Origin of the sequence: Psychrobacter sp. Pi2-51 (assembly GCF_904846665.1) — a bacterium.
Taxonomy (GTDB): Bacteria; Pseudomonadota; Gammaproteobacteria; order Pseudomonadales; family Moraxellaceae; genus Psychrobacter; species Psychrobacter glaciei.
The window spans coordinates 1-20,350 of the sequence record NZ_CAJHBP010000032.1 but is presented as its reverse complement, the minus strand read 5'-3'; the positions used below and the strand labels follow the sequence as shown (position 1 = coordinate 20,350).

Genomic DNA, 20,350 nt, shown 5'->3' with positions numbered 1-20,350 from the left:
AGCGTCAAGTATCATTACTTGGCGTTTTTTTTAGGTAAGCCTTTTTTCTAGGTCTTTATTATCACAACAAAACCACGTATAATGCGCGCCTGTGCCGACCATTTGTCTTATCTAGAGTGGTCGGTATTACCAAAAGTGCTGATCACGCTGATAAGTAATGGCTTTTATGCTCACCATAATGACTTTTATGATCATTATGGTGATAAAAACCGTTGCTATGAGCGAATGGTTTAAGAGGCTGGTTGATTGTTAGTTATTATTAATCATTGGCCATCTTAGCTATCATCACGTCTTAGTGGATCGGTCGCAAATCCACTTTTTATGACCAGACACTTTTTCATTCTTTTTATAGGATTATATCCATGAGCATTAACCATTTTGAGCTAAACGCAGTTGATCGTTCTGCTGAACAACAAGGTAAAGGTGCGAGCCGCCGCCTACGTAAGCAGAATCTAGTTCCTGCTATTATTTATGGTGGCAACGAAGAGCCTACCTCTATCTCTATCAAAATCAATGAGTTGGTAAAATCGCTTGAATTTGAAGCGTTCTTCTCACATATTTTGACCATCAATGTTGACGGCGTAGAACATCAAGCTGTTATCAAAGATTTGCAACGTCATCCAGCTAAAGGCTTCCCAATGCATGCTGACTTCCAGCGCATTGTGAAAGGTCAAAAAATCCACATGAATGTTCCTGTGCATTTCACTGGTCGTGAAGATGCGCCTGGTACTGCTGCTGCTGGTGTACTATCAACGCTAGTATCTGACATCGAAATCATCTGCCTACCATCACTACTTCCTGAGTATCTAGAAGTAGACGTATCTGGTATGGAAATCGGTGATTTGTTCCGTCTATCAGACATCAAACTTCCTGAAGGCGTTGTCATTCATGAGCTTGAGCTAGAAGACGGCCATGACCGTACTATCGTTAACATGCAGCCACCAACGGTTGAAGAAGTTGACGAAGATGCTGAAGACGTTGATGCAGCTGACGTACCAGCCACTGAGCAAGATGCTGACGGCGAAACTGAAGACAAGAAAGACGGCGAATAATAAACCACCACTATGTAGCGACTTATCGTATGCTACGTAGAAAAGGTTTGTTTGGTTAGAAAAACAGCAGGTGATGAATATCTCCTGCTGTTTTTGTCCGTAAGGTTTGAAAATTAGGACAACTTTTATATAGGCTAAATATTATAGAGTCGTCTTACTTTTCAAACCTTATCACTCATTTATTAAATTTAAGCAGGGTGTTTTTATGGCCATAAAACTTATTGTCGGTCTTGGTAATCCCGGTCAGCAGTATATGTTTACGCGCCATAATGCAGGATTTTGGTTCGTCCATCATTTAGCGCAGCAGTTTAATATCACGCTCGCCCCTGACAAAAAGTTTCACGGGGTAACAGGACGCGGGCAAATTCATGGGCACGATGTTCGTCTTTTGATGCCGCTGACTTTTATGAATAAATCTGGCGAATCCGTGGTACCCATGATCAATTTTTATGGCATCCATAATGATGAATTGTTGATCGCCCATGATGAGCTCGATATCCCCGCTGGTAGTATCAAGCTAAAAACCGATGGTGGTCATGGTGGTCATAATGGTCTGCGCGATATCACGCCTCACATCGGCAATGATTTTCATCGCCTACGTGTGGGTATCGGTCACCCTGGTCACAAATCTAAAGTCAGTGGGCATGTCCTTTCTAAAGCGTCTCCCGATGAGCAAATTGCCATTGATAGCGCATTAACTGCTGCCTTTGAGGCCTTGCCGTTACTGCTAGGTGGTGATGTCGAAAAAGCACGTTCACAAATTAATGGCTTTAAATTACCCGAATAATATAGTGGTGCGATTATAATGGCCTTTTATTTTGGCAGTTTTGTCCCCATTAACCTTTTGATTTAGTTATTTAATATCAGTTACGCTAAGGAAGCAACCTATGCTACTTAATATGCTTAAATGCAAATTACACCGTGCTCGCGTTACCCATGCCGAGCTTCATTATGAAGGCTCATGTGGTATCGATGGTGATCTGTTAGATCTTGCTGGTCTACGTGAAAATGAATCTATCGATATCTATAATGTGACCAATGGCAAGCGCTTTCGCACCTACGCTATTCGTGCTGAAGCAGGCTCTGGTATTATCTCGCTAAATGGTGCTGCGGCGCATATGGCAGATTTGGGTGATATCGTCATCATTTGTGCTTATGCGCATTTTGATGAAGTTGAAGCCTCAACGTATCAGCCAAAACTGGTCTATTGTAATGAAGACAACACCGTAAAAGACACGGCAAATATCATTCCAGTACAAGTGGCTTAAGAAAATCACTTCAAATTTTGTTACATAAAGTATGGGTAAATACGTCATCATACAGTTGCTGTTGTTGTCAAAATCCCATTAAAATACTTGTACTTATATCGAAGCTGAATCCAGATTGTGATTCAGCTTTTTTTTATGCCATTTTTATATGATGTAAGCTTATTCAACATCCAATATCTATTTTTTATCCCTAACGAAGGAGTTATCTACATGTGGTTGGCAGTCATTGCAATTTTGATTGGTCTAGCAATTTTGGTTTGGAGCGCTGATGTTTTTATTGATGGAGCGACCGCTTTAGCCATTAAGTTACGCATGCCAAGTTTTTTGATTGGCGTGATTATATTGGGGGTAGGCACATCCGCACCTGAGATGGTCGTCTCCGTGTTAGCCGCACTAGAAGGCAGCCCTGAGCTGGCATTAGGTAATGCTTATGGCTCTAATATCATCAATATTGCTTTGGTATTGGGTGCAACCGTATTGATTAGCCCTATTATCATTCATAAAGGTGTCATAAAGCGCGATCTACCGATACTGGTAGTGATTACCGCATTGGCAGCATGGCAACTGCGTGACGGGCTGCTGAGCTTAACTGACGGGTTAGTATTATTAGGAATGCTAGTGCTCGTCTTAGGGATTCAAATCGTGCTGAGCTTACGCGAAGGCAAATCAAATGACGCAGATGCTATTACAGAAAGTTTGAGCGACACAGAGCACAATCATCCTAGCTTGATGCGTGGGTTAGGCAGTTTACTGATTGGCTTGTCAATGCTGGTGGCAAGCTCGCAAGCCATTGTCTGGGGTGCGGTAGAGTTGGCAACGTTTTGGGGCTTAAGCGAGCTAATTATCGGCTTAACCATCGTTGCGGTTGGTACATCGCTGCCTGAATTGGTCGCCAGCTTGTCAGCAGCGCGTAAAGGCGAGCATGACATGGCCTTGGGCAATATCATTGGCTCTAATATCTTTAATACCTTAGGCGTCGTTGGTTTGGCCGCCCTCATCGCCCCCATCACTGCCAATCCGATTATCTTATCGCGTGATATTTTAGCGATGGGGTTGATCACTCTATTACTCGTGGTATTGTGTGTTTTTGCCTTTATGACCAAGCGTCCATTTGGTCGTATATCTGGCGCGACCTTAGTCATGTTTTTCGTCGGCTATACTTTATGGCTGATGCAGACAGCCAATATGTAACGCTTAAAGTGTGTTGACAGACTATGGCGATGATAATGCGGTTTATTTTCCTTGCTTGCGGTTTCTAATGACTCGCCATAGTCCTTCATTCTCTGTTTTTGGCATTTTTAACGTGATAGTATTTGATAGCATATCTTGCACCGCGAGACCACGCGGGTTGAAGAAGCAAAAAGCATAATTAAAGATAAAGCCCAAAAAAGCACTGGTTAATAAGATAGCCCGCGAGCCATCGATGACACTACCAATGATGCCAAATATGAGTGGCATGATAAAGGCGGCTAAAATGCGCTTAAAGGACTGACCCCACGTCAGTAAATGACCGCTATTATTGACCGTTTTTAAGCGCCACGTCTGCATGCCTAACGTCTGCCCACCGCGACGCCAAAATATCCCGTAGAACCCCACCAGCGTCAGTATAAAAGACGGCGTCATAATGAAGTTTTGATACCATGTCGGCAGCGACTGCGCTTGTGAAGACTCGCTACCCGTCTCCATAGTCATAAGTGTGCCAATCACCGTCAGCAAAGTCCCTACCAAAAATAACAACGCTAAAATCAACATCCCATCATAAAGGATCGCTGCCATACGAGTGCTAGGTTTGGCAATCGTTGGTTCTTCAATTTCAGAGGCGCGAGGCATGGAGGTTTTTGGTGGCAATTTGGCTTTATTAGCCGCTTTTGACGACGATTTTGACATGATACAAGCCCATAGCAAGCGAAAAATAGAGCGTTCATTGTACCGTAATTCAGGCACTTATCGTATATTATGATGAGAGAAGACGTCAGATGCAAAAGACTATTTATTCAAATTTAGAGGGAGGATGACAAGTAGGACATGGCTTTATAATATAAATAGTAACTTTATGAATAGTAGTTTTATAAAAGCTGTAGACATAAAAAAACCGCCAAATTGTCATAAGACAGGCGATTATTTTAATGTTTCTTTAACTGGGTTAAAGAAGTGATAATGCAAATGGTGCGCTTGGAGAGATTCGAACTCCCGACCCCTTAGTTCGTAGCCAAGTGCTCTATCCAACTGAGCTACAAGCGCGTACTTTGCACATCATTCACTACGCAGTAAATAACTTTGTAGTAAATTAGGTTGGTCATTATATAGATAATATCGCTTGTGTCAACATCTTTATTCATTAAAATCAAATTGCTTTTTAAATAAAAAAATCAACCACTACTTTTTGCGATACTACTCTAAAAACAACACTATAAATGGAGGTGAAGGAGGGATTCGAACCCTCGATACGCGCAAACGTATGGTTCCTTAGCAGGGAACTGGTTTCAGCCACTCACCCACTTCACCAAACGATGTAAGACTTTTTAAGTTCTAAAAAATAGTATTATTGCTGATAATACGTCTTATCCCGTGGGCGAGTATTATAGCAAAGCCGAAACGAATTGCAAGCGTTGTCTACAGATTTAATGCGATTTTTATCATATTTATTTGTTTACATCGCCTTATACCCTCTTGAACGACCAAAGTACCAGAGTAATCAGTAAAAACGAGGTTTAGAGCAGTCAGCTTAATCTGATACCATTCACAAAAATTAGAGTAGCAAGGAAAACGAGTGTAAGTGCTATGCATTGTAGACTAAACGAGTTTGACACAGCTAATCGTATTTTTTGGGTTTGGTATGCGTTGTTATTGGTTGGTGGATTGACCGTCTATACACAATCTTTAACCTGCTATGGCTTTTTTAGTAGTGGGTGTCTATAGTATTTGTTACTCATTTTAAATTATGTCAAAGGAAGTATGATGCGACCAGTAGTACTGTGTTTTTCAGGATTGGATCCCTCAGGCGGTGCTGGATTACAAGCAGACATCGAAGCCATTGGTCAAGCAGGTGGTCATGCTGCCATTGCTTGTACGGCCATTACCATACAAAGCTCACAGCAAGTTTTTAGTTTTGAAGCTTGTAGCGCTGAATTAGTCAGAAATCAAGCTATGGCAGTGCTCGATGATTTGCCAGTAAAGGTGATCAAATCGGGCATGCTCGGCACTACTGATAATATAAAAATGATGACTAGATTATTCGCTAATAAAGTCATCAAGAAACACACCTCTTTTGTACTGGACCCAGTATTGGTTGCCAATAGTGGTGGCAGCTTAGGTGACGAGCAGACGTTGGTCGCCGCTTTCAAGAAGCTGCTGCCCTATGCCACTCTAATTACCCCAAACACTCATGAACTGCGAGCCTTGAGTGGTGAGCAAGACTTGCATACAGCTGCGAAAAAACTGTGCGCACAAGGGTCTTATGCCGTATTGGTCAAAACCTCACACGATTTTGATAGCGGTGATATCGAGCAATATCTATATGTACAAGGTGATATGGTGCATAAAAGCACTTTGCCTCGCCTAACAGGTGAATTTCATGGCTCTGGCTGCTCGCTGGCTAGCTTTATCGCTGGACGCTTGGCGATGGGAGATGTGCTTATCGATGCGGTCAAGGCAGCCGATAGCTGGATTACACAAACCCTGCGTGCGGCTGATGCTCCTCACCCTGATGATAGCCAAGCCCAATTGATACCCAATCGTTTTATAGACTTTCAGAATAATCTATAATCGATGAATAAAAAAAGACGCTCTATTATTAATAGAGCGTCTTTTTTAGCGAATCTTTTCTTAGCTTTCTGTCTTTACTTTACTAGCCCAACATCGGCATAAAGCTCGCTGCCAAACCACCAATGAGCATTTCGAGCAGAATAAAAGCAAAAAAGGCGACCATGGGTGACAAGTCAAGCATGCCTAAGTTTGGTGTGATACGGCGAAAGGGCGCTAAAATTGGCTCAGCCAAATTAATGATGATGCCAATAATAGGATGCTCAGATTTAGTGAACACGACAATCCAGCTCACAATGATAGAGCCGATGACCAAATAGCGACACATGCGTAAAAAGTCTAATATCAAGCTGATGGTACCCGTAAAAAATAGCGGGACAGGTGCGATGCCTTTATGGGTCAACGCGGCTTTACCAGAGATATCAATCAGGCGTATCAAAAACATCAGCACGATGGCGGCAATACTGATACGACCTTGCCCGACAGTTGGGAAAATACGCCCAAACACATCGACGATATGGGTCGCTTTGTAAGCCGGAGCAATCATCGGATTACTGGCATCCATCCCTGCAAACTGGAGCATAAAACGGATGAAGACCAACATCATAGCGAAGGTGGTGACCAAATCAAAAATTTGAAACAACAGGTTGTTCATGAATTGCTACTCAATGGGCTTGTACGCTAATAACAACAAAATTAATAAAAGACGAATAATCGAGACCAGTATTAACCATTTATGATGACAGCCACTCACGAAGAAGTGGCTGGTTGTATCTGTTGGCTATTGGTATTATTTCATCTCTTCGCTAAGCGCTTGGCTACGGTCATAACAAGCTTGCATGGCTTCACCGATTTGACGACCAATCTCATTGGCTTGCATTGATTCTACCGCAGCTTGAGTCGTACCGTTCGGTGACGTGACTTTGCGGCGTAGCTCAGCAGGCGCATCATCACTGTTCATCGCCATTTTTGCCGCGCCTAGCATGGTTTGCATGGCCAATGCTGAGGCTTGTTCTTTATCTAAACCTAAAGCAACTGCCCCATCGACCATCGATTCGATGATATAAAACATATATGCTGGCGCTGACCCTGACACAGCGGTGACTGCATGCATATGCTCTTCCTCATCAACCCACATGACCAGACCAGACGCTTCCATCACCGCGGTTGCTAACTGCTTTTGTTCTGCAGAGATATCATCCGTACCATACAGACCGGTCGCACCCATCTGAATCATGGCAGGTGTATTTGGCATCGCGCGCACGATATTGCCATAGCCGCCCAACATACCTGACAGAATATCCGTCGATAAACCTGCCGCGACCGAAATCACCAATTGCTTGTCTAACACATCGGCAAAAGCGCTCACGACCGGTTTCATCACTTGCGGTTTTACTGCCAGTACCACAATGTCAGCATCGATAATAGCAGCAGTTGCATCCACAGTGGGGTCAACCGTATTCAACCCTTTAGCAGCCAGTTGCTCGCGAGCCTCGCTACTAGGATCAGCAACAGTAATTAAACTCGGTTTGATACCGCAGCTCACAAGCCCGCTAATCAAAGCCTGCGCCATATTTCCGCCGCCGATGAAGCTGATTTTCTTATTATCTAATACTGACATACATGTCTCCTACTCAAAAAATTCAAAGGTAATCAAAGTAACATAATGGCATTTAAAATGACACTCAGTTTACCATACTGCTACTACGACCGTTTGATAAATTCAAAGTACCCGTTATGCTCGTTATGCTGTCGCGCTTAATACTATCGTTACATTAGAATGAACTCAGTAAGTATTCAGACTCTCTTATTTAGGCTGAGATTACTCTCAATATATTTTGCCAACTGATTGTCGTCGAAATGAATACCTGAATGATCAGTCCCTAGCACCCAACTTTCAAATGGTGATACTAGCAATAATGGCAATTCTTCATCTGTATGAATACACATTACACTAACCACTATTAAACTCTCACGCAACCATGATGGAATGCCCAACGTTTGATACAGTTTTTTTCCTGATTGTGGGCGCGATGCCAATGCAGTCTGTAAGCGCTGGTTGCGATCTAGTGCTGTTATCTTCACTACTGTCTGTAACGCATGCTCATCTTCTGTATTGTCTAATAACTGTGCCAATGCCTGAGGTAATATCTGCAACTGCCAAGTAAAGTCGGTGCTCATTCGTAAATGAATCGGTGCCAAATTATTCTCAGATAAGCCATTGCTAAGACTATTGGATAGATTGGTAAGGGCTAACGTTTGGGTTTGTTCATTAAGCGGCATGTTAAGCCATGCCAGCCAATCATTGCTTAGACGATAAAGCTGCTGACGATACCGTCGAATGGTATACGCATTCGTGCGACCTTGCCAAAAAAGTTCCGTTTGGTGATCATTATCATCACGTTGGCTTAGATGTAGTACATCATCGACTAGCTGCTTGGCGGGCGGTAATGGCTCATCTTGACCCAACCAATAATGCAATAATTGGCGCTTCCGATAGAGTGGTAGTTTCTGTAGCTCATCAATACTTAGCACACGCTGCGCAGGTGGTAACTGTAAAGAGTGAATAGCTGTGCGATACATATCTTGTTTCGCTTGAGCGCTGACAGTCGCTTGTGCATCGCTTAGTAGCTGCGCACTACGAGCAATGTTATCAATGACGTTGGGATTATATTTTGTCAGTGCTGGCATGACATCACGGCGCAGTCCACTGCGTACATTGTCGCCAACATCATTGGTCGGATCGTCGATATAGGGCAATTTCAAGCGTTGGGCATAAGCACTGATAGTGGCTCGTCGCACAGTGAGCCAAGGTCGCCATAATGTCATACGATGTGTGCCCTGCGTTTGGATGCACCACGGCTGTATGCCTGAGAGCCCATTCACCCCAGCGCCCTGAATCAGCCGCATCAGTACCGTTTCTGCTTGGTCATCGGCATGATGCGCTAATAGCAACACATCATCTTGATTGAGTTGCGCTCGCATGACACCGTAGCGTGCTTGCCGTGCCGCCTGCTCATCATGACCGTTCACTTGCGCATGTAAAATCTGACACGGTACTTTTTGAGCCGCTGCCCAATCAGCCACATGTTTCGCCCAAGCATCACTATCCGCTTGCAAACCATGATTCACATGCAGTAATTGCGGTAAAAATGGCAATTTACCTTGGTGATAGAGTTGCACACACAATGCCGCTAATGCTAAGGAATCGCGCCCGCCACTACAAGCCAGCCAAAGTCGTCGACCATGCAGCTGCTCACCGTACTCAGCCAAACTGGTCAATAACGCCTCAGCCAAATGAGTATCAATTGGCAACTCAGCTATTGGCTCAATGTGATATGGAAGGATTGCACTGCTGGTCATAATTCATCTTATTTATTGAGTTGCTATAGTCGGTTCAGTATAATTTGGATACAAGGAAGGCGAGTGAAAGTACTACAAGTAGTAGACTAAGCAAGCTTGACACCGTATCCAATTTATAGAGGATTGACTATATAGTCAAAATATCCTAGAAACGCGACGGTATTGCTGATATCAATTTTTTGTAGCCTCTGTCTGCGCAGGCACAGCAAGCAAGAAAAATTGATATCAGCAGTGCGTCATGGTTCGATATTACTTTGCACTGACTATATATACATTATTAATGCAGAAGTTAGTTGGCACAAAAAAACGCGCCATAGAATGACGCGTTTTTATTTTAGCATTAAGACTGAGTCTCTAATATGAAAAGCGCAAGATTAGAGACGCTAAATGTTAAATCATTTTTATGCTAAACAACTAACAAGGCAACATCACTTCAGAGTTGAAAGTTTTCAGCTTCTCATAGCGCAGCTCACAACGCTCATGCGCATCTAAATCCTTAAGCTCATCTAACTGCTCAGCAATGAGTGCTTTCAATGCAGTCATGACTGGCTGTGGCTGAATATGAGCGCCTTCACCCTCTTCGATGACGGCATCAATCAAGCCCATTTGATATAAATTAATCGCATTTAATTTTAATGCTTCACTGGCATCTTGTGCTTTTTCGGCCGTTTTCCACAAGATAGAGGCACAACCTTCAGGAGAGATAACTGAGTAAATGCTATTTTGCAGCATATTTACCTTATCACCCACACCAATCGCTAATGCACCACCTGAACCACCTTCACCGATAATGGTCACGATAATAGGTACTTTTAAGCTAGAAAAAACCGCAATACTCTCAGCAATGGCTTGCGCTTGTCCACGCTCTTCCGCGCCGATACCAGGGTACGCGCCTTGAGTATCAACAAAGGTCATCACGGGAATATTAAAACGCTCCGCCATTTTTACCAAGCGAATGACTTTGCGATAGCCTTCAGGATTGGCCATACCAAAGTTATGGGCGATACGCTCGCGAGTACTGCGACCGCGATGTTGACCAATCACCATTACTGGCATACCGTCAAAGCGCGCAAGCCCGCCCAAGATGGCTTTATCATCAGCAAACGCACGGTCGCCGTGCAGCTCATCAAATTCGGTAAACAGCTGATTAACATAGTCCATAAATAATGGACGCTTGGCGTGCCGTGCAAGCTGCACACTATCCCAGACAGTGCTCATAGACCTTTCCCTTTAATAATTATATTTAACAATAGCATCGTTATCGGTTTGTAGATAATAAAAGTACAGTTGTAAACTCAATAGAAGCTATAGTAGCACATCTTAAATGGCATGACATTACTGACAAAGCCGCTTTTGTTACGTTAATCTGTAGCTTGCTCATCACAATAGTAACGACTCAATGCTAGCGCTCAGCACTTATGCCTCGACCACGCTTAACGTCACGCCCCATTTAGCAAACTGCTCGACCTCATTATGCAAATCTGATAATAAGAACGCATAATGCTCATTGTTATCGGTCACTGTGATTTGCCAGCAGTTGGTATCAATGACTTGAAGCTGCAACGTTGGTAGTTCGTTATCGCTACGACTGTGATGCGCGAGTACTGCTAACCGTAACAATAAGCAGAGATAAACCAGCGAATCACCGCCAATAGTACAAGTCTGCTCTAACATATCCGACTTGAGCTTGCGACGATGATTGAGCATCAGCTGCGCCATACGCTTTTGATCTACTTGTGAAAACCCGGGAATATCTGAGTGTTCAAGCAAGTAAGCGCTGTGTTTGTGGTAGCTGCTATGGCTAATCGCCAATCCTATCTCATGTAAAAATGCCGCTCGCCTGAGCAAATCGCCATCGTCGCTACTGAGTGTCAGCTTCGCCTTCACTTGCTCAAACAGATTACGACTGGTTTTTACCACCTGCTTAGCTTGTTTTTTATCCCCAGAATAGCGTTTAATCAGCGCGAGCACACTACGGTCACGCACATCTTCACTAGCAAAGCGCCCGAGCATGTCATACATGACGCCTTCGCGTAACGCGCCATCAGAATAGGTCATGGTCTCAATACCCAGCACTTTCATGACTGCACGTAGCACTGCCACGCCTGCAGGGAAGACGGCCTTGCGATGCTCCTTAACCCCTTCAAGCTCAATATCATTGACATTGCCAATCTTAATCAATAATTTTTCTAGTTTTTTGACGCCTTTATAAGTAATGCGTTCTTGCTCATCCGCCCAACCTTTAGAGACAAGCACGTTACGCACTGCTTTAATTGTGCCACTAGAGCCAACCACGCTGCTCCAGCCCGTCTTTTGATAGCGCCCGTTAATCGCCAATACTTCTTTGCGTGCGCCTGATATGGCATTGTTAAACGCTTCTTTGGTAATCTGCCCGTCATCGAAATATCTTTTGGTAAAGGCAACGCAGCCCATTTGTAAGCTTTCGGTCAATAGCGGGTCAAACTCTTGACCAATGATGAACTCGGTCGAACCACCACCGATATCGACGACCAAACGCTTATCACTACTGGCATTGGTGTGTGACACGCCCAAATAAATCAAACGTGCCTCTTCTCGTCCAGCGATGATTTCAATCGGCTTGGGCAAGATTTTATTGGCACGGGTAATAAAGTCATTCGCATTCTTAGCTTGTCGCAAGGCATTGGTCGCCACCACACGGATGCGCTCGGCAGGCACCGAATCGAGTCGAGCCACAAACCGACTTAAGCACTCAAGTCCGCGCTGCTCAGCTGCCGCCTCCAAGATATTATTTTTATCCAATCCTGCCGCCAACTGCACCTTTTCAGACATGGAAACCACTTTTCGTACCTCACCATGATCGAGACGCGCAATGGCCAAATGAAAGCTGTTCGAACCAATATCAATGGCTGCCATCATTTCATCTTCGGCGATTGGTGGGTTTGCTAGATAGTCATTAGGCATAGGAGATATCGTTACCGTGTTAGATAAAAAGGATAGGATATTTGCTGAAATATATGAAAATTGCTCTATGAATAGCTTATATCACTGAACGAATCACAGCGAGTTTCGCCATTAAAGCATTTATGCCAAACACTGGCAAGTAAGACGCACACTTGGCTAAAGCCTCGCACCAGCACAGACAAGTAGAGCACATTTGGCGCTTGTGTTAACCAGGGTGATTTGCTACATTAAAAACCATAAATATTATAATAAAGAACAAGCACTTACTTATCCATTCTAATTTTCTATTAAACCAATCCGTGCTCATCGCATAGTAAAACCGTTCGGCTTTGGTAACAAAAAGCGTCATGGACGGATGATTAATAAATAACCCGCAAGGAAGCGACGACAATGAATCAAACCACCAATCACACACTGCATGGCAATCAAACACAGCATAGCAATAAAACAGCAAATGCTCAGACAAACAGCCAAGTGAACCATGACATAATAAAAGCTGCCACGCCCACTGAGCAGAAGTTTTACGATTTCTACTTAGAAGAACATCAAAATATGGCGTGCCGACGACTGCATTTCGCAGGCAGCAGCTTTGGCTTATTGGGCTTGGCAAAGTCGGTCAAAACCCGTTCGCCCAAACCGTTACTCAAAGGTATTGCCGCAGGATATGCTTGTGCGTGGGTGGGTCATTTTTTCTTTGAAAAAAACAAACCAGCCTCTTTTAAATTTCCGTTAAAGAGCTTCGCCAGCGACTTCCGAATGTATAGCGATGTGGTACGCGGCAACTTAAGCTTGAGAGATCGCAAGTTTGATAAATCACGATAAAACTCAATCGTTATATACAGCACGCATTAAAAAACTGGGCTGCTAAAAATAGCAGCCCAGTTTTTTATTCGTTTTAAAAGCTTCATTGATGTCAGGTCATTTTCATCAGTGAAATGACGCATTCATTTAGCGTAAAGACTTACGTAATATTTTACCGACTGCCGTCTTGGGTAACTCATCGATAAACGCATAAGACTGTGGACGTTTGTAGCCCGTCAGACGCTCACTGGCAAAAGCAGCCAGCTCCTCAGCCGTCAAGCTTGGATCTCTTTTGACCACAAAAGCTTTTGGCACTTCCCCACTATGTGCATCTTCAATCCCAATGACCGCTACCTCAAGCACTTTTGGATGTTCAGTCAACGCCGCTTCTAATTCGTTCGGATACACATTAAATCCTGACACCAATATCATGTCTTTTTTGCGATCAACAAGCGTCAAAAACCCTTGCTCATCCAGCACGCCAATGTCTCCTGATTTGAAATAACCCTCGGCACTAAAGGTATCCGTATTGTCTTGACGCCAATAACCCTGCATCACTTGTGGCCCCTTAATACCTACTTCTCCTGGTGTTCCGATAGCACACGCTGAACCATTATCGTCCATGATTTTGATATCCATCATGGCGAGTGGCAGACCCACGCTACCGTTGAAACCATCTATACCGGGCGGACTAAAAGAGATAACTGGCGCGGTTTCGGACATGCCATAACCCTCATTGATAATCATGCCAGTGACTTGTTGCCACTGCTCAGAGACCGCTTTGATAATAGCCGTACCACCACCGATGGAGAGTGCCAGTCGGCTGAAATCAAGACTGGCAAACGTTGGATGATGCAGCATTCCAATAAACAAGGTATTGACCGAAGGAATGACATGCGGACGATGCTGCTCAATGGTCTTGACCAGACCATCGATGTCACGTGGGTTGGTAACCAATATATCTTCCCAGCCGCCATAAAGACCAAGCAGCCCGCAGACTGTAAAGGAAAAGATATGATAAAGCGGCAAAGGATTGAGTATTTTGATCTGCTCGCTGCGACCTGTTTCAATCGCTTTGCCAAACATCGCATAACACTGACAGACATTGGCCATGACATTATAGTGTGTGAGCATCGCGCCTTTTGGCTTGCCAGTCGTACCGCCCGTATACTGCAATAAAGCCAAATCTTCACGCTCGATAGTGACGGGCTGACATTGCTCAGCATGGTAGGTATTCATAATATGGGCAAAGCTGACGCTGCGTGCTGAGGTATCGTTTGTAGCGACATCGTTTGCGGCGACATCGTCTGTGGTTTCGTGAGCGTTATTTACTTGGCTTGTAGCACTTGCTGTCTGATCGATATGAGTAAGCAAGGCGATATCGTTATCGGCAGGTGCGACAGTGGGATCAATGGAGCAATGTATGACTAATAACAATTGCGCTTTTACTTCTTCATCGAGCTGCTCATAAGCGGATGCCATCCCATCAAGGACAATGAGTACGCAGGACTCAGAATCAGTCAGCTGATGTGCCAATTCATAATGGGTATACATCGGATTGACATTGACCAATACTGCGCCTGCGCGCAGACAACCGAGCAATGCCACCGCGTACTGCAATATATTTGGCAGCTGTACGGCAATTCGGGCCCCTTTTTCGATGTTTTTTGCTTGTAAAAATGCAGCAAAGCGCCGACTAGCGATATCTAATTGAGCAAAGGTAAGTGTGGCGGGTCCCATGCTAAAAGCCACAGAATCACTATGCTGATCTATCTTTGGTTGTAGTAAATCCAGCAGATTGTGCTTACCTTCTAACACATCTAAATTATTTCTTAGCCCATACTTCTCATACGAAACTTGCCATAACGGTGGCGTATTAGTGCTAGGCATATTATTAGTGCTGGTAGTCATGAGTTAGCGTCCTTGCTGAGTAAGTTTTTCTCAGCATAGCACACTCTAATCATGATTTTTTAAGCGGTTGAGTCACTCTATTAGGTCTGTCATTGACAGTATTTTTGGTCTATATGGATCGCCTTTTATGACCAGTATATAGAACAAAGACTTGGCTCTATCAGCTTAAAACTATATAGTCATTCCACTAAAAAAGTGTTACTGCGTTAACCTCGCTTGAAGTATTTGATATACATCTACACTCGGTTGCCTTGTACTACTTTTGAATTGAATCGACTATAGGTTCAATTCCGTACGAACATTTACCAAACCTCTCATAAATTTGAAATATGTCCGAAATATAGCCATGTTATGCTAAATGCCATTTCATACCAGTAACGAGATTATATGTTTATCATGAGCCATATTAAAAACGTCGGCTGTCTTGCTTTATTGTCAACAGGACTATTTTTCAGTGTTCAAGCATCCGCAGCAAACACCTGCGACAAGGCTTATACTCAGACTGATATTAACAAGTGTATTGCAGCTGAGCTGGCCGTAGAAGACAAAAAACTGAACCAGTCTTACCGTGATTTTCAGCGCTTACTTAATAGCTCTGAGAAAAAGCAATTAAAAGCAGTACAATTGTCATGGATTGATTTTAGAGACAAAGCTTGCCAGTTTTCTGCCAGTCCAGTTCGTGGCGGTAGTGCTTATCCAATGGTGCTCAATGGTTGTTTGACCACTTATACACAACAACGACGCGTACAATTAGACACCGATATTAAAAACATCAAAAGTAAATAGATAACTTTAGAAAATAAGTAGCAATAAAAAATAGATGTCCATAAAAAAACCAGCACCTCTGAAGGTACTGGTTTTTTATTGCTTTGATTGCCTAGATTAATGTTACTTATGACTTTGGAATAATCAGAATAGATTAAGCACTGGCCATTTCTGAAAATATCTCATCAGCCGCTTTGATAGACGCATCAATATCTTCATTGCTATGCTTGATAGACATAAAGCCCGCTTCATAAGCCGACGGTGCCAGATAAATACCACGATCGAGCATACCGTGGAAGAAAGTATTAAACACGGTCATGTCACACTCTGTCACGTCATCGAAGTTCTTCGGCGTTGCAGTTTCAGTATCTTTGACAAAGAACATACCAAACATGCCACCCAATTTATTGGTGCGCAAGTGAATGCCATGCTTGTCAGCAGCCGCTTGAAAACCATCCACTAGATGGTCTACTTTCGCGGCTAACTCGTCATAAAAACCGTCTGCCGTTAAGTCTTCAAACATCGCAATACCAGCACGCATCGCTAAAGGATTTCCTGATAACGTACCAGCTTGATAAACACCGCCAAGTGGTGCAATGCAAGACATGATGTCTTTCTTACCGCCGAACGCACCAACTGGCAAGCCAGCACCGATGATTTTACCAAAGCAAGTCAAATCAGGATCAATGCCGAAATGCGCTTGTGCACCGCCAAGTCCTACCCGAAACCCAGTCATCACTTCATCAAATACCAATACCGCACCATTGGCAGTACACTCTGCGCGCAAGGTATCATGGAATTCTTGAGTCGGAATGATCATATTCATGTTACCAGCGATCGGCTCTAAGATAACGCAGGCAATCTCTTCGCCCCATTTCTCAAAACAGTCTTTGATCGCTTGCGGATCATTATAAGGAATGGTAATCGTGTGCTTAGCAAAATCCGCTGGCACACCTTTAGACGTTGGCTCACCGATATCAAGCATGCCCGAACCTGCTTTTACCAATAGGCTATCCGAATGACCATGATAACAGCCTTCAAATTTGACGATTTTGTCACGTTGGGTATAACCACGTGCCAGACGAATCGCACTCATGGTCGCTTCTGTACCTGAGCTGGTCATACGAATCATCTCAACACTCGGGACTATTTCGCAAATCTTATCAGCCACCGTGGTTTCAAACGGTGTTGGTGTACCAAAGCTCAAACCATCATCGGCTGCTTTTTTTACGGCATCGATTACTTTTGGATGCGCATGACCCAAAATCATCGGCCCCCACGAGCCCACATAATCGATATAGGCATTGTCTTCGGTGTCATAGATTTTGCTGCCATTGGCACGGTGCATAAAGATTGGTGTACCACCGACCCCTGCAAAGGCGCGGACTGGCGAGTTGACACCACCTGGGATATGTTTGCGTGCTTGCGCAAAGAGCTGTTCGTTTTTAGTACTCATAGTTATTCTCTATTTATTGGTTCTGTATTATTTTATTAAAAGTAAACTTTCTGATTAACTTTTATCAGATTTTAGTATTATTCTTTGAATTAAACGTAGCCGCTTAAGCTTTTTTGACAACGGAAGATTTCAGCTTCATGGGGCCATAACCATCAAGTTTGCAGTCGATATCATGACCGTCAGTCGCATCTGGCAACAGACGAATACTTTTCGCTTTCGTTCCTACTTTAATCACGATTGAAGAACCTTTGACCTTTAAGTCTTTGATGACGGTCACAGCATCGCCATCTTGTAACTCATTGCCAACGGCATCACGAATGACGGCATCTTGGTCTTCAGCTTGCGCTGCATCAGTTTCAGCTGCCGTCCATTCATGAGCGCACATAGGACATACCAGTAACGCACCATCTTCATACGTATATTCAGCATCACATTTTGGGCAATTGGGTAAGCTCATTCTATCCTCGGCAGCCATCGTACATTAGGTTAATTGTAGAGCCAATATTGTACCGTAACTCGCCATCTTTAACCAATTTGTACGGTTGAAAATGGGACGCTATGCCCAATTTAACGCTTAACCCATCGCTTAGTGATGACGTTTCTTATGACAGGGGTTTTTGTGGTACTCTTCTTAGCCTCATTTAGATTTATGTGCACATATACTGTCAATGATAAAAGCGCCCGTATAATTTTTTGTCACTTCGATTTACCCTCTATATTATTAATAAATAAGCTCTCATCAGAAGGATAATAACAATGACTCAGTCTTCAAATCCATCAGCCGTACCGCAGTTTTCGCAATTAACCATTCAAGGTGAGGACGCCGAAAAGTTCTTACAAGGGCAACTGACTTGTGACGTCACCAAACTCGGGCTTAGCTATCAGGCAGCCGCCATCGGCAACTTAAAAGGTCGTATTGAATTTGGTATTTGGATCAAAAAACAAGCAGAAAAGCATTATGACGTGGTTATCAGTGCTGATTGTGCTGAGTCTTTACAAGCACATCTCAATAAGTACGGGGCGTTTTCAAAGTTTGAAACCAGTGCCCCAGCAGCGATTTATCCTTGTGTATTAGCCAGTGAGCCAACTTTTAGCCATAAGGACGATCACAATACCGTCGCCGACACACAGGCTTGGATGGCATGTAGCATAGCCACTGGTAATTATTGGATCGTGGCTACGACTCAGGGCCAGTTCCAACCACAAGAGCTGCGTCTACATCAGCGCGGCGGCATGGATTACGATAAAGGCTGCTACTTGGGTCAAGAAGTCATCGCTCGTATCTACTTTAAATCTGCCCCAAAAGCATTTTTGCACTATGTACAAGGCACCGGTGAAGCACCAGCCGCTGGTGACAAACTCGATAAAATCCAAGTGGTCAATGCGATGAAAAATGACGATGGCTTTACCGCTCTGGTCGTGGCTCGTCCTGAACAGCTAGCAGAAAGTGGTCTGAGCATATTGGACTTGCCAGCCGCTCTACAAGTAGATGTTGCGCGCCCAAAATAAGAAGTAAGTCGGATCAAGCAACGCAGCAAAGGTGATGGCAGTTTAATACAGCGCTACCGTCATGATTAACATGAGCATAGAGAATCCTATGACACATATTGCGGTACTCGGAGCAGGCGTGGTGGGCGTGACCACCGCATGGTATCTACGTCAGGCAGGCTATGATGTGACCGTGATTGAGCGCGAATCAGCGGCAGGTATGCAGACATCATTTGCTAATGGCGGTCAAATATCAGTATCGCATGCTACGCCTTGGGCCAATCCTGCGACTCCGATGAAAGCGCTTAAGTGGTTGTTTAAAGAAGATGCACCACTACTCTATCGCTTGCGTGCAGATAAAGCCCAGCTCAAATGGGCCATGCAATTTTTGCAAGAGTGCCGCGCCGATAGAGCCGATGCCAATCTCGTGCAAATGGTGCGCTTGGGTCTGTATTCGAGAGATACTTTGCAACAGCTGCGTGCTGATATCGGTATTGATTACGAGCAGCAAACCCGCGGTATCATGCATTTTTATACCAGCCAAGCAGAGTTTGATGCGGCCATCGAACCAACTGAACGCATGCAAGCGCTTGGCTGTGAGCGCCATGTGATTGATATTAATAATGCTGTTAGTTTGGAACCAGCGCTTTACCCAATCGCGCATAAGCTCACTGGCGCAACCTATACCAGCCGTGATGAGTCTGGTAATGCGCATCTATTTACCCATCGTTTGGCACAGCGCTGCATAGATGCTGGCGTACAGTTTTTATATGATACCGAGATTTTGGCACTCAATACTGATGCAAATTCTACCCGTCCGCATGTGCACAGTATTACCATTCGCCCAAAAGGCGAAAATGCGCAAACTTTTAGTGCTGATAGTCATGTGTTGGCGCTTGGCAGCTATAGTGTCTCCCTATTAAAACCGCTGAACATTCATGCACCTATTTTTCCCGCCAAAGGATATTCAGCTACTTATCAAATCAATCCCCGTGCACCGCATTTAGCCCCTTTTGTTAGTCTGATTGATGATGAATTTAAACTGGTTACCTCACGACTGGGTGATAAGCTACGGGTCGCTGGAACAGCGGAGTTTAATGGCTATAATTTAGATCTAAATGCCACGCGCTGTGAAGCCATTACTCGTCGCGTGCAGCAGTTGTTCCCAAAAGGAATTATTGCAAATTCCGTTCAATACTGGACGGGACTGCGGCCTATGACACCTTCAAATGTCCCACTCATTGGACGGGCACATTGCGGTCAAGTGAAACACGGTAGCCGCAACGATGGTGCTACCTTTGATAATTTATGGCTCAACACGGGTCATGGCACACTAGGCTGGACGCATGCTTGTGGCTCTGCAAAAGCAATTAGCTTATTAATCCAAGGTGAAACCCCTAACGTTGATTTTGACTTTGTCGGTATGAGCGCTTAATCGGATAAACGATGTATTAAAATATTATGCTGTCCCATCCTAGAATAGGTTGAGGGTTTATGAGAAGTCAGATACTTAGCAGTATCTGACTTTTTCTTTGAGTACT

At 44.0% G+C, this 20,350-nt stretch carries 18 protein-coding genes and 2 tRNA genes; 9 read left to right on the top strand and 11 right to left on the bottom strand.

Annotation, left to right across the window (positions count from 1 at the left end; translation table 11 throughout):
* The first annotated feature begins 362 nt into the window (after positions 1 to 362).
* The 4 genes from JMY08_RS12655 (at position 363) to JMY08_RS12640 (ending at position 3,511) form a co-directional block, all read left to right on the top strand.
* Entirely contained in the window at positions 363 to 1,052 is a 690-nt protein-coding gene (locus JMY08_RS12655; RefSeq protein WP_194620680.1) for a 50S ribosomal protein L25/general stress protein Ctc, read from the top strand.
* A gap of 205 nt (positions 1,053 to 1,257) precedes the next feature.
* A complete protein-coding gene (pth, locus tag JMY08_RS12650) occupies positions 1,258 to 1,839 on the top strand; it encodes an aminoacyl-tRNA hydrolase (RefSeq protein ID WP_201593610.1) in 582 nt (193 codons plus the stop codon).
* Between the two features lie 100 nt (positions 1,840 to 1,939).
* Positions 1,940 to 2,320, top strand: a complete 381-nt coding sequence (gene panD / locus JMY08_RS12645) for an aspartate 1-decarboxylase (protein WP_010196068.1) — start codon at positions 1,940 to 1,942, stop codon at positions 2,318 to 2,320.
* Between the two features lie 210 nt (positions 2,321 to 2,530).
* A complete protein-coding gene (locus tag JMY08_RS12640) occupies positions 2,531 to 3,511 on the top strand; it encodes a calcium/sodium antiporter (RefSeq protein WP_010196070.1) in 981 nt (326 codons plus the stop codon).
* Positions 3,512 to 3,553: 42 nt separating this feature from the next.
* Here JMY08_RS12640 and JMY08_RS12635 read toward each other — a convergent pair whose 3' ends face one another.
* From JMY08_RS12635 to JMY08_RS12625, 3 genes are all read right to left on the bottom strand, one after another.
* On the bottom strand, positions 3,554 to 4,207 hold the full coding sequence (locus JMY08_RS12635) for an RDD family protein (RefSeq protein WP_194620678.1): 654 nt from the start codon (positions 4,205 to 4,207) through the stop codon (positions 3,554 to 3,556).
* A gap of 277 nt (positions 4,208 to 4,484) precedes the next feature.
* Positions 4,485 to 4,561, bottom strand: a tRNA-Arg gene (locus JMY08_RS12630).
* Between the two features lie 174 nt (positions 4,562 to 4,735).
* Positions 4,736 to 4,825, bottom strand: a tRNA-Ser gene (locus tag JMY08_RS12625).
* A 453-nt stretch (positions 4,826 to 5,278) separates the two neighbouring features.
* Between JMY08_RS12625 and JMY08_RS12620 the strand changes: the two genes are divergently transcribed.
* Positions 5,279 to 6,085 (top strand): hydroxymethylpyrimidine/phosphomethylpyrimidine kinase, encoded by an 807-nt coding sequence (locus JMY08_RS12620; RefSeq protein WP_201593609.1) that lies wholly within the window; start codon positions 5,279 to 5,281, stop codon positions 6,083 to 6,085.
* A gap of 82 nt (positions 6,086 to 6,167) precedes the next feature.
* Here the strand turns inward: JMY08_RS12620 and JMY08_RS12615 are convergent, their stop codons facing one another.
* The 5 genes from JMY08_RS12615 to ppx form a co-directional block, all read right to left on the bottom strand.
* Positions 6,168 to 6,737: a YggT family protein gene (locus tag JMY08_RS12615; RefSeq protein ID WP_010196074.1), complete on the bottom strand. Its 570-nt coding sequence runs from the start codon at positions 6,735 to 6,737 to the stop codon at positions 6,168 to 6,170.
* 135 nt (positions 6,738 to 6,872) lie between these two features.
* Positions 6,873 to 7,703 (bottom strand): pyrroline-5-carboxylate reductase, encoded by an 831-nt coding sequence (gene proC / locus JMY08_RS12610; protein ID WP_201593608.1) that lies wholly within the window; start codon positions 7,701 to 7,703, stop codon positions 6,873 to 6,875.
* A gap of 176 nt (positions 7,704 to 7,879) precedes the next feature.
* A complete protein-coding gene (gene tilS / locus JMY08_RS12605) occupies positions 7,880 to 9,445 on the bottom strand; it encodes a tRNA lysidine(34) synthetase TilS (protein ID WP_201593607.1) in 1,566 nt (521 codons plus the stop codon).
* Positions 9,446 to 9,859: 414 nt separating this feature from the next.
* On the bottom strand, positions 9,860 to 10,663 hold the full coding sequence (locus tag JMY08_RS12600) for an acetyl-CoA carboxylase carboxyltransferase subunit alpha (RefSeq protein ID WP_010196080.1): 804 nt from the start codon (positions 10,661 to 10,663) through the stop codon (positions 9,860 to 9,862).
* 198 nt (positions 10,664 to 10,861) lie between these two features.
* Positions 10,862 to 12,388: an exopolyphosphatase gene (gene ppx / locus JMY08_RS12595; protein ID WP_194620673.1), complete on the bottom strand. Its 1,527-nt coding sequence runs from the start codon at positions 12,386 to 12,388 to the stop codon at positions 10,862 to 10,864.
* A 390-nt stretch (positions 12,389 to 12,778) separates the two neighbouring features.
* Here ppx and JMY08_RS12590 point away from each other — a divergent pair, with 390 nt between their 5' ends.
* A complete protein-coding gene (locus JMY08_RS12590) occupies positions 12,779 to 13,210 on the top strand; it encodes a DUF962 domain-containing protein (RefSeq protein ID WP_227679679.1) in 432 nt (143 codons plus the stop codon).
* 126 nt (positions 13,211 to 13,336) lie between these two features.
* Here JMY08_RS12590 and JMY08_RS12585 read toward each other — a convergent pair whose 3' ends face one another.
* Positions 13,337 to 15,100, bottom strand: coding sequence for an AMP-binding protein (locus JMY08_RS12585; RefSeq protein ID WP_201593606.1), 1,764 nt, complete (start codon positions 15,098 to 15,100; stop codon positions 13,337 to 13,339).
* 387 nt (positions 15,101 to 15,487) lie between these two features.
* Between JMY08_RS12585 and JMY08_RS12580 the strand changes: the two genes are divergently transcribed.
* Entirely contained in the window at positions 15,488 to 15,886 is a 399-nt protein-coding gene (locus JMY08_RS12580) for a lysozyme inhibitor LprI family protein (RefSeq protein ID WP_201593605.1), read from the top strand.
* Positions 15,887 to 16,019: 133 nt separating this feature from the next.
* Here the strand turns inward: JMY08_RS12580 and hemL are convergent, their stop codons facing one another.
* Together hemL and JMY08_RS12570 are read right to left on the bottom strand one after the other, a co-directional pair.
* Positions 16,020 to 17,321: a glutamate-1-semialdehyde 2,1-aminomutase gene (gene hemL, locus JMY08_RS12575; RefSeq protein ID WP_201593604.1), complete on the bottom strand. Its 1,302-nt coding sequence runs from the start codon at positions 17,319 to 17,321 to the stop codon at positions 16,020 to 16,022.
* A 103-nt stretch (positions 17,322 to 17,424) separates the two neighbouring features.
* Complete coding sequence (locus JMY08_RS12570) at positions 17,425 to 17,778, bottom strand: zinc ribbon domain-containing protein YjdM (RefSeq protein WP_057758016.1); 354 nt, start codon at positions 17,776 to 17,778, stop codon at positions 17,425 to 17,427.
* A 299-nt stretch (positions 17,779 to 18,077) separates the two neighbouring features.
* On the opposite strand from JMY08_RS12570, the gene JMY08_RS12565 reads away from it, so the two are divergent.
* Together JMY08_RS12565 and JMY08_RS12560 are read left to right on the top strand one after the other, a co-directional pair.
* Positions 18,078 to 18,830, top strand: coding sequence for a YgfZ/GcvT domain-containing protein (locus tag JMY08_RS12565; protein WP_201593603.1), 753 nt, complete (start codon positions 18,078 to 18,080; stop codon positions 18,828 to 18,830).
* 88 nt (positions 18,831 to 18,918) lie between these two features.
* The gene (locus JMY08_RS12560) at positions 18,919 to 20,244 is read left to right on the top strand and encodes a D-amino acid dehydrogenase (RefSeq protein ID WP_201593602.1); all 1,326 of its coding nucleotides are present in this window, start codon (positions 18,919 to 18,921) and stop codon (positions 20,242 to 20,244) included.
* Positions 20,245 to 20,350: the final 106 nt, after the last annotated feature.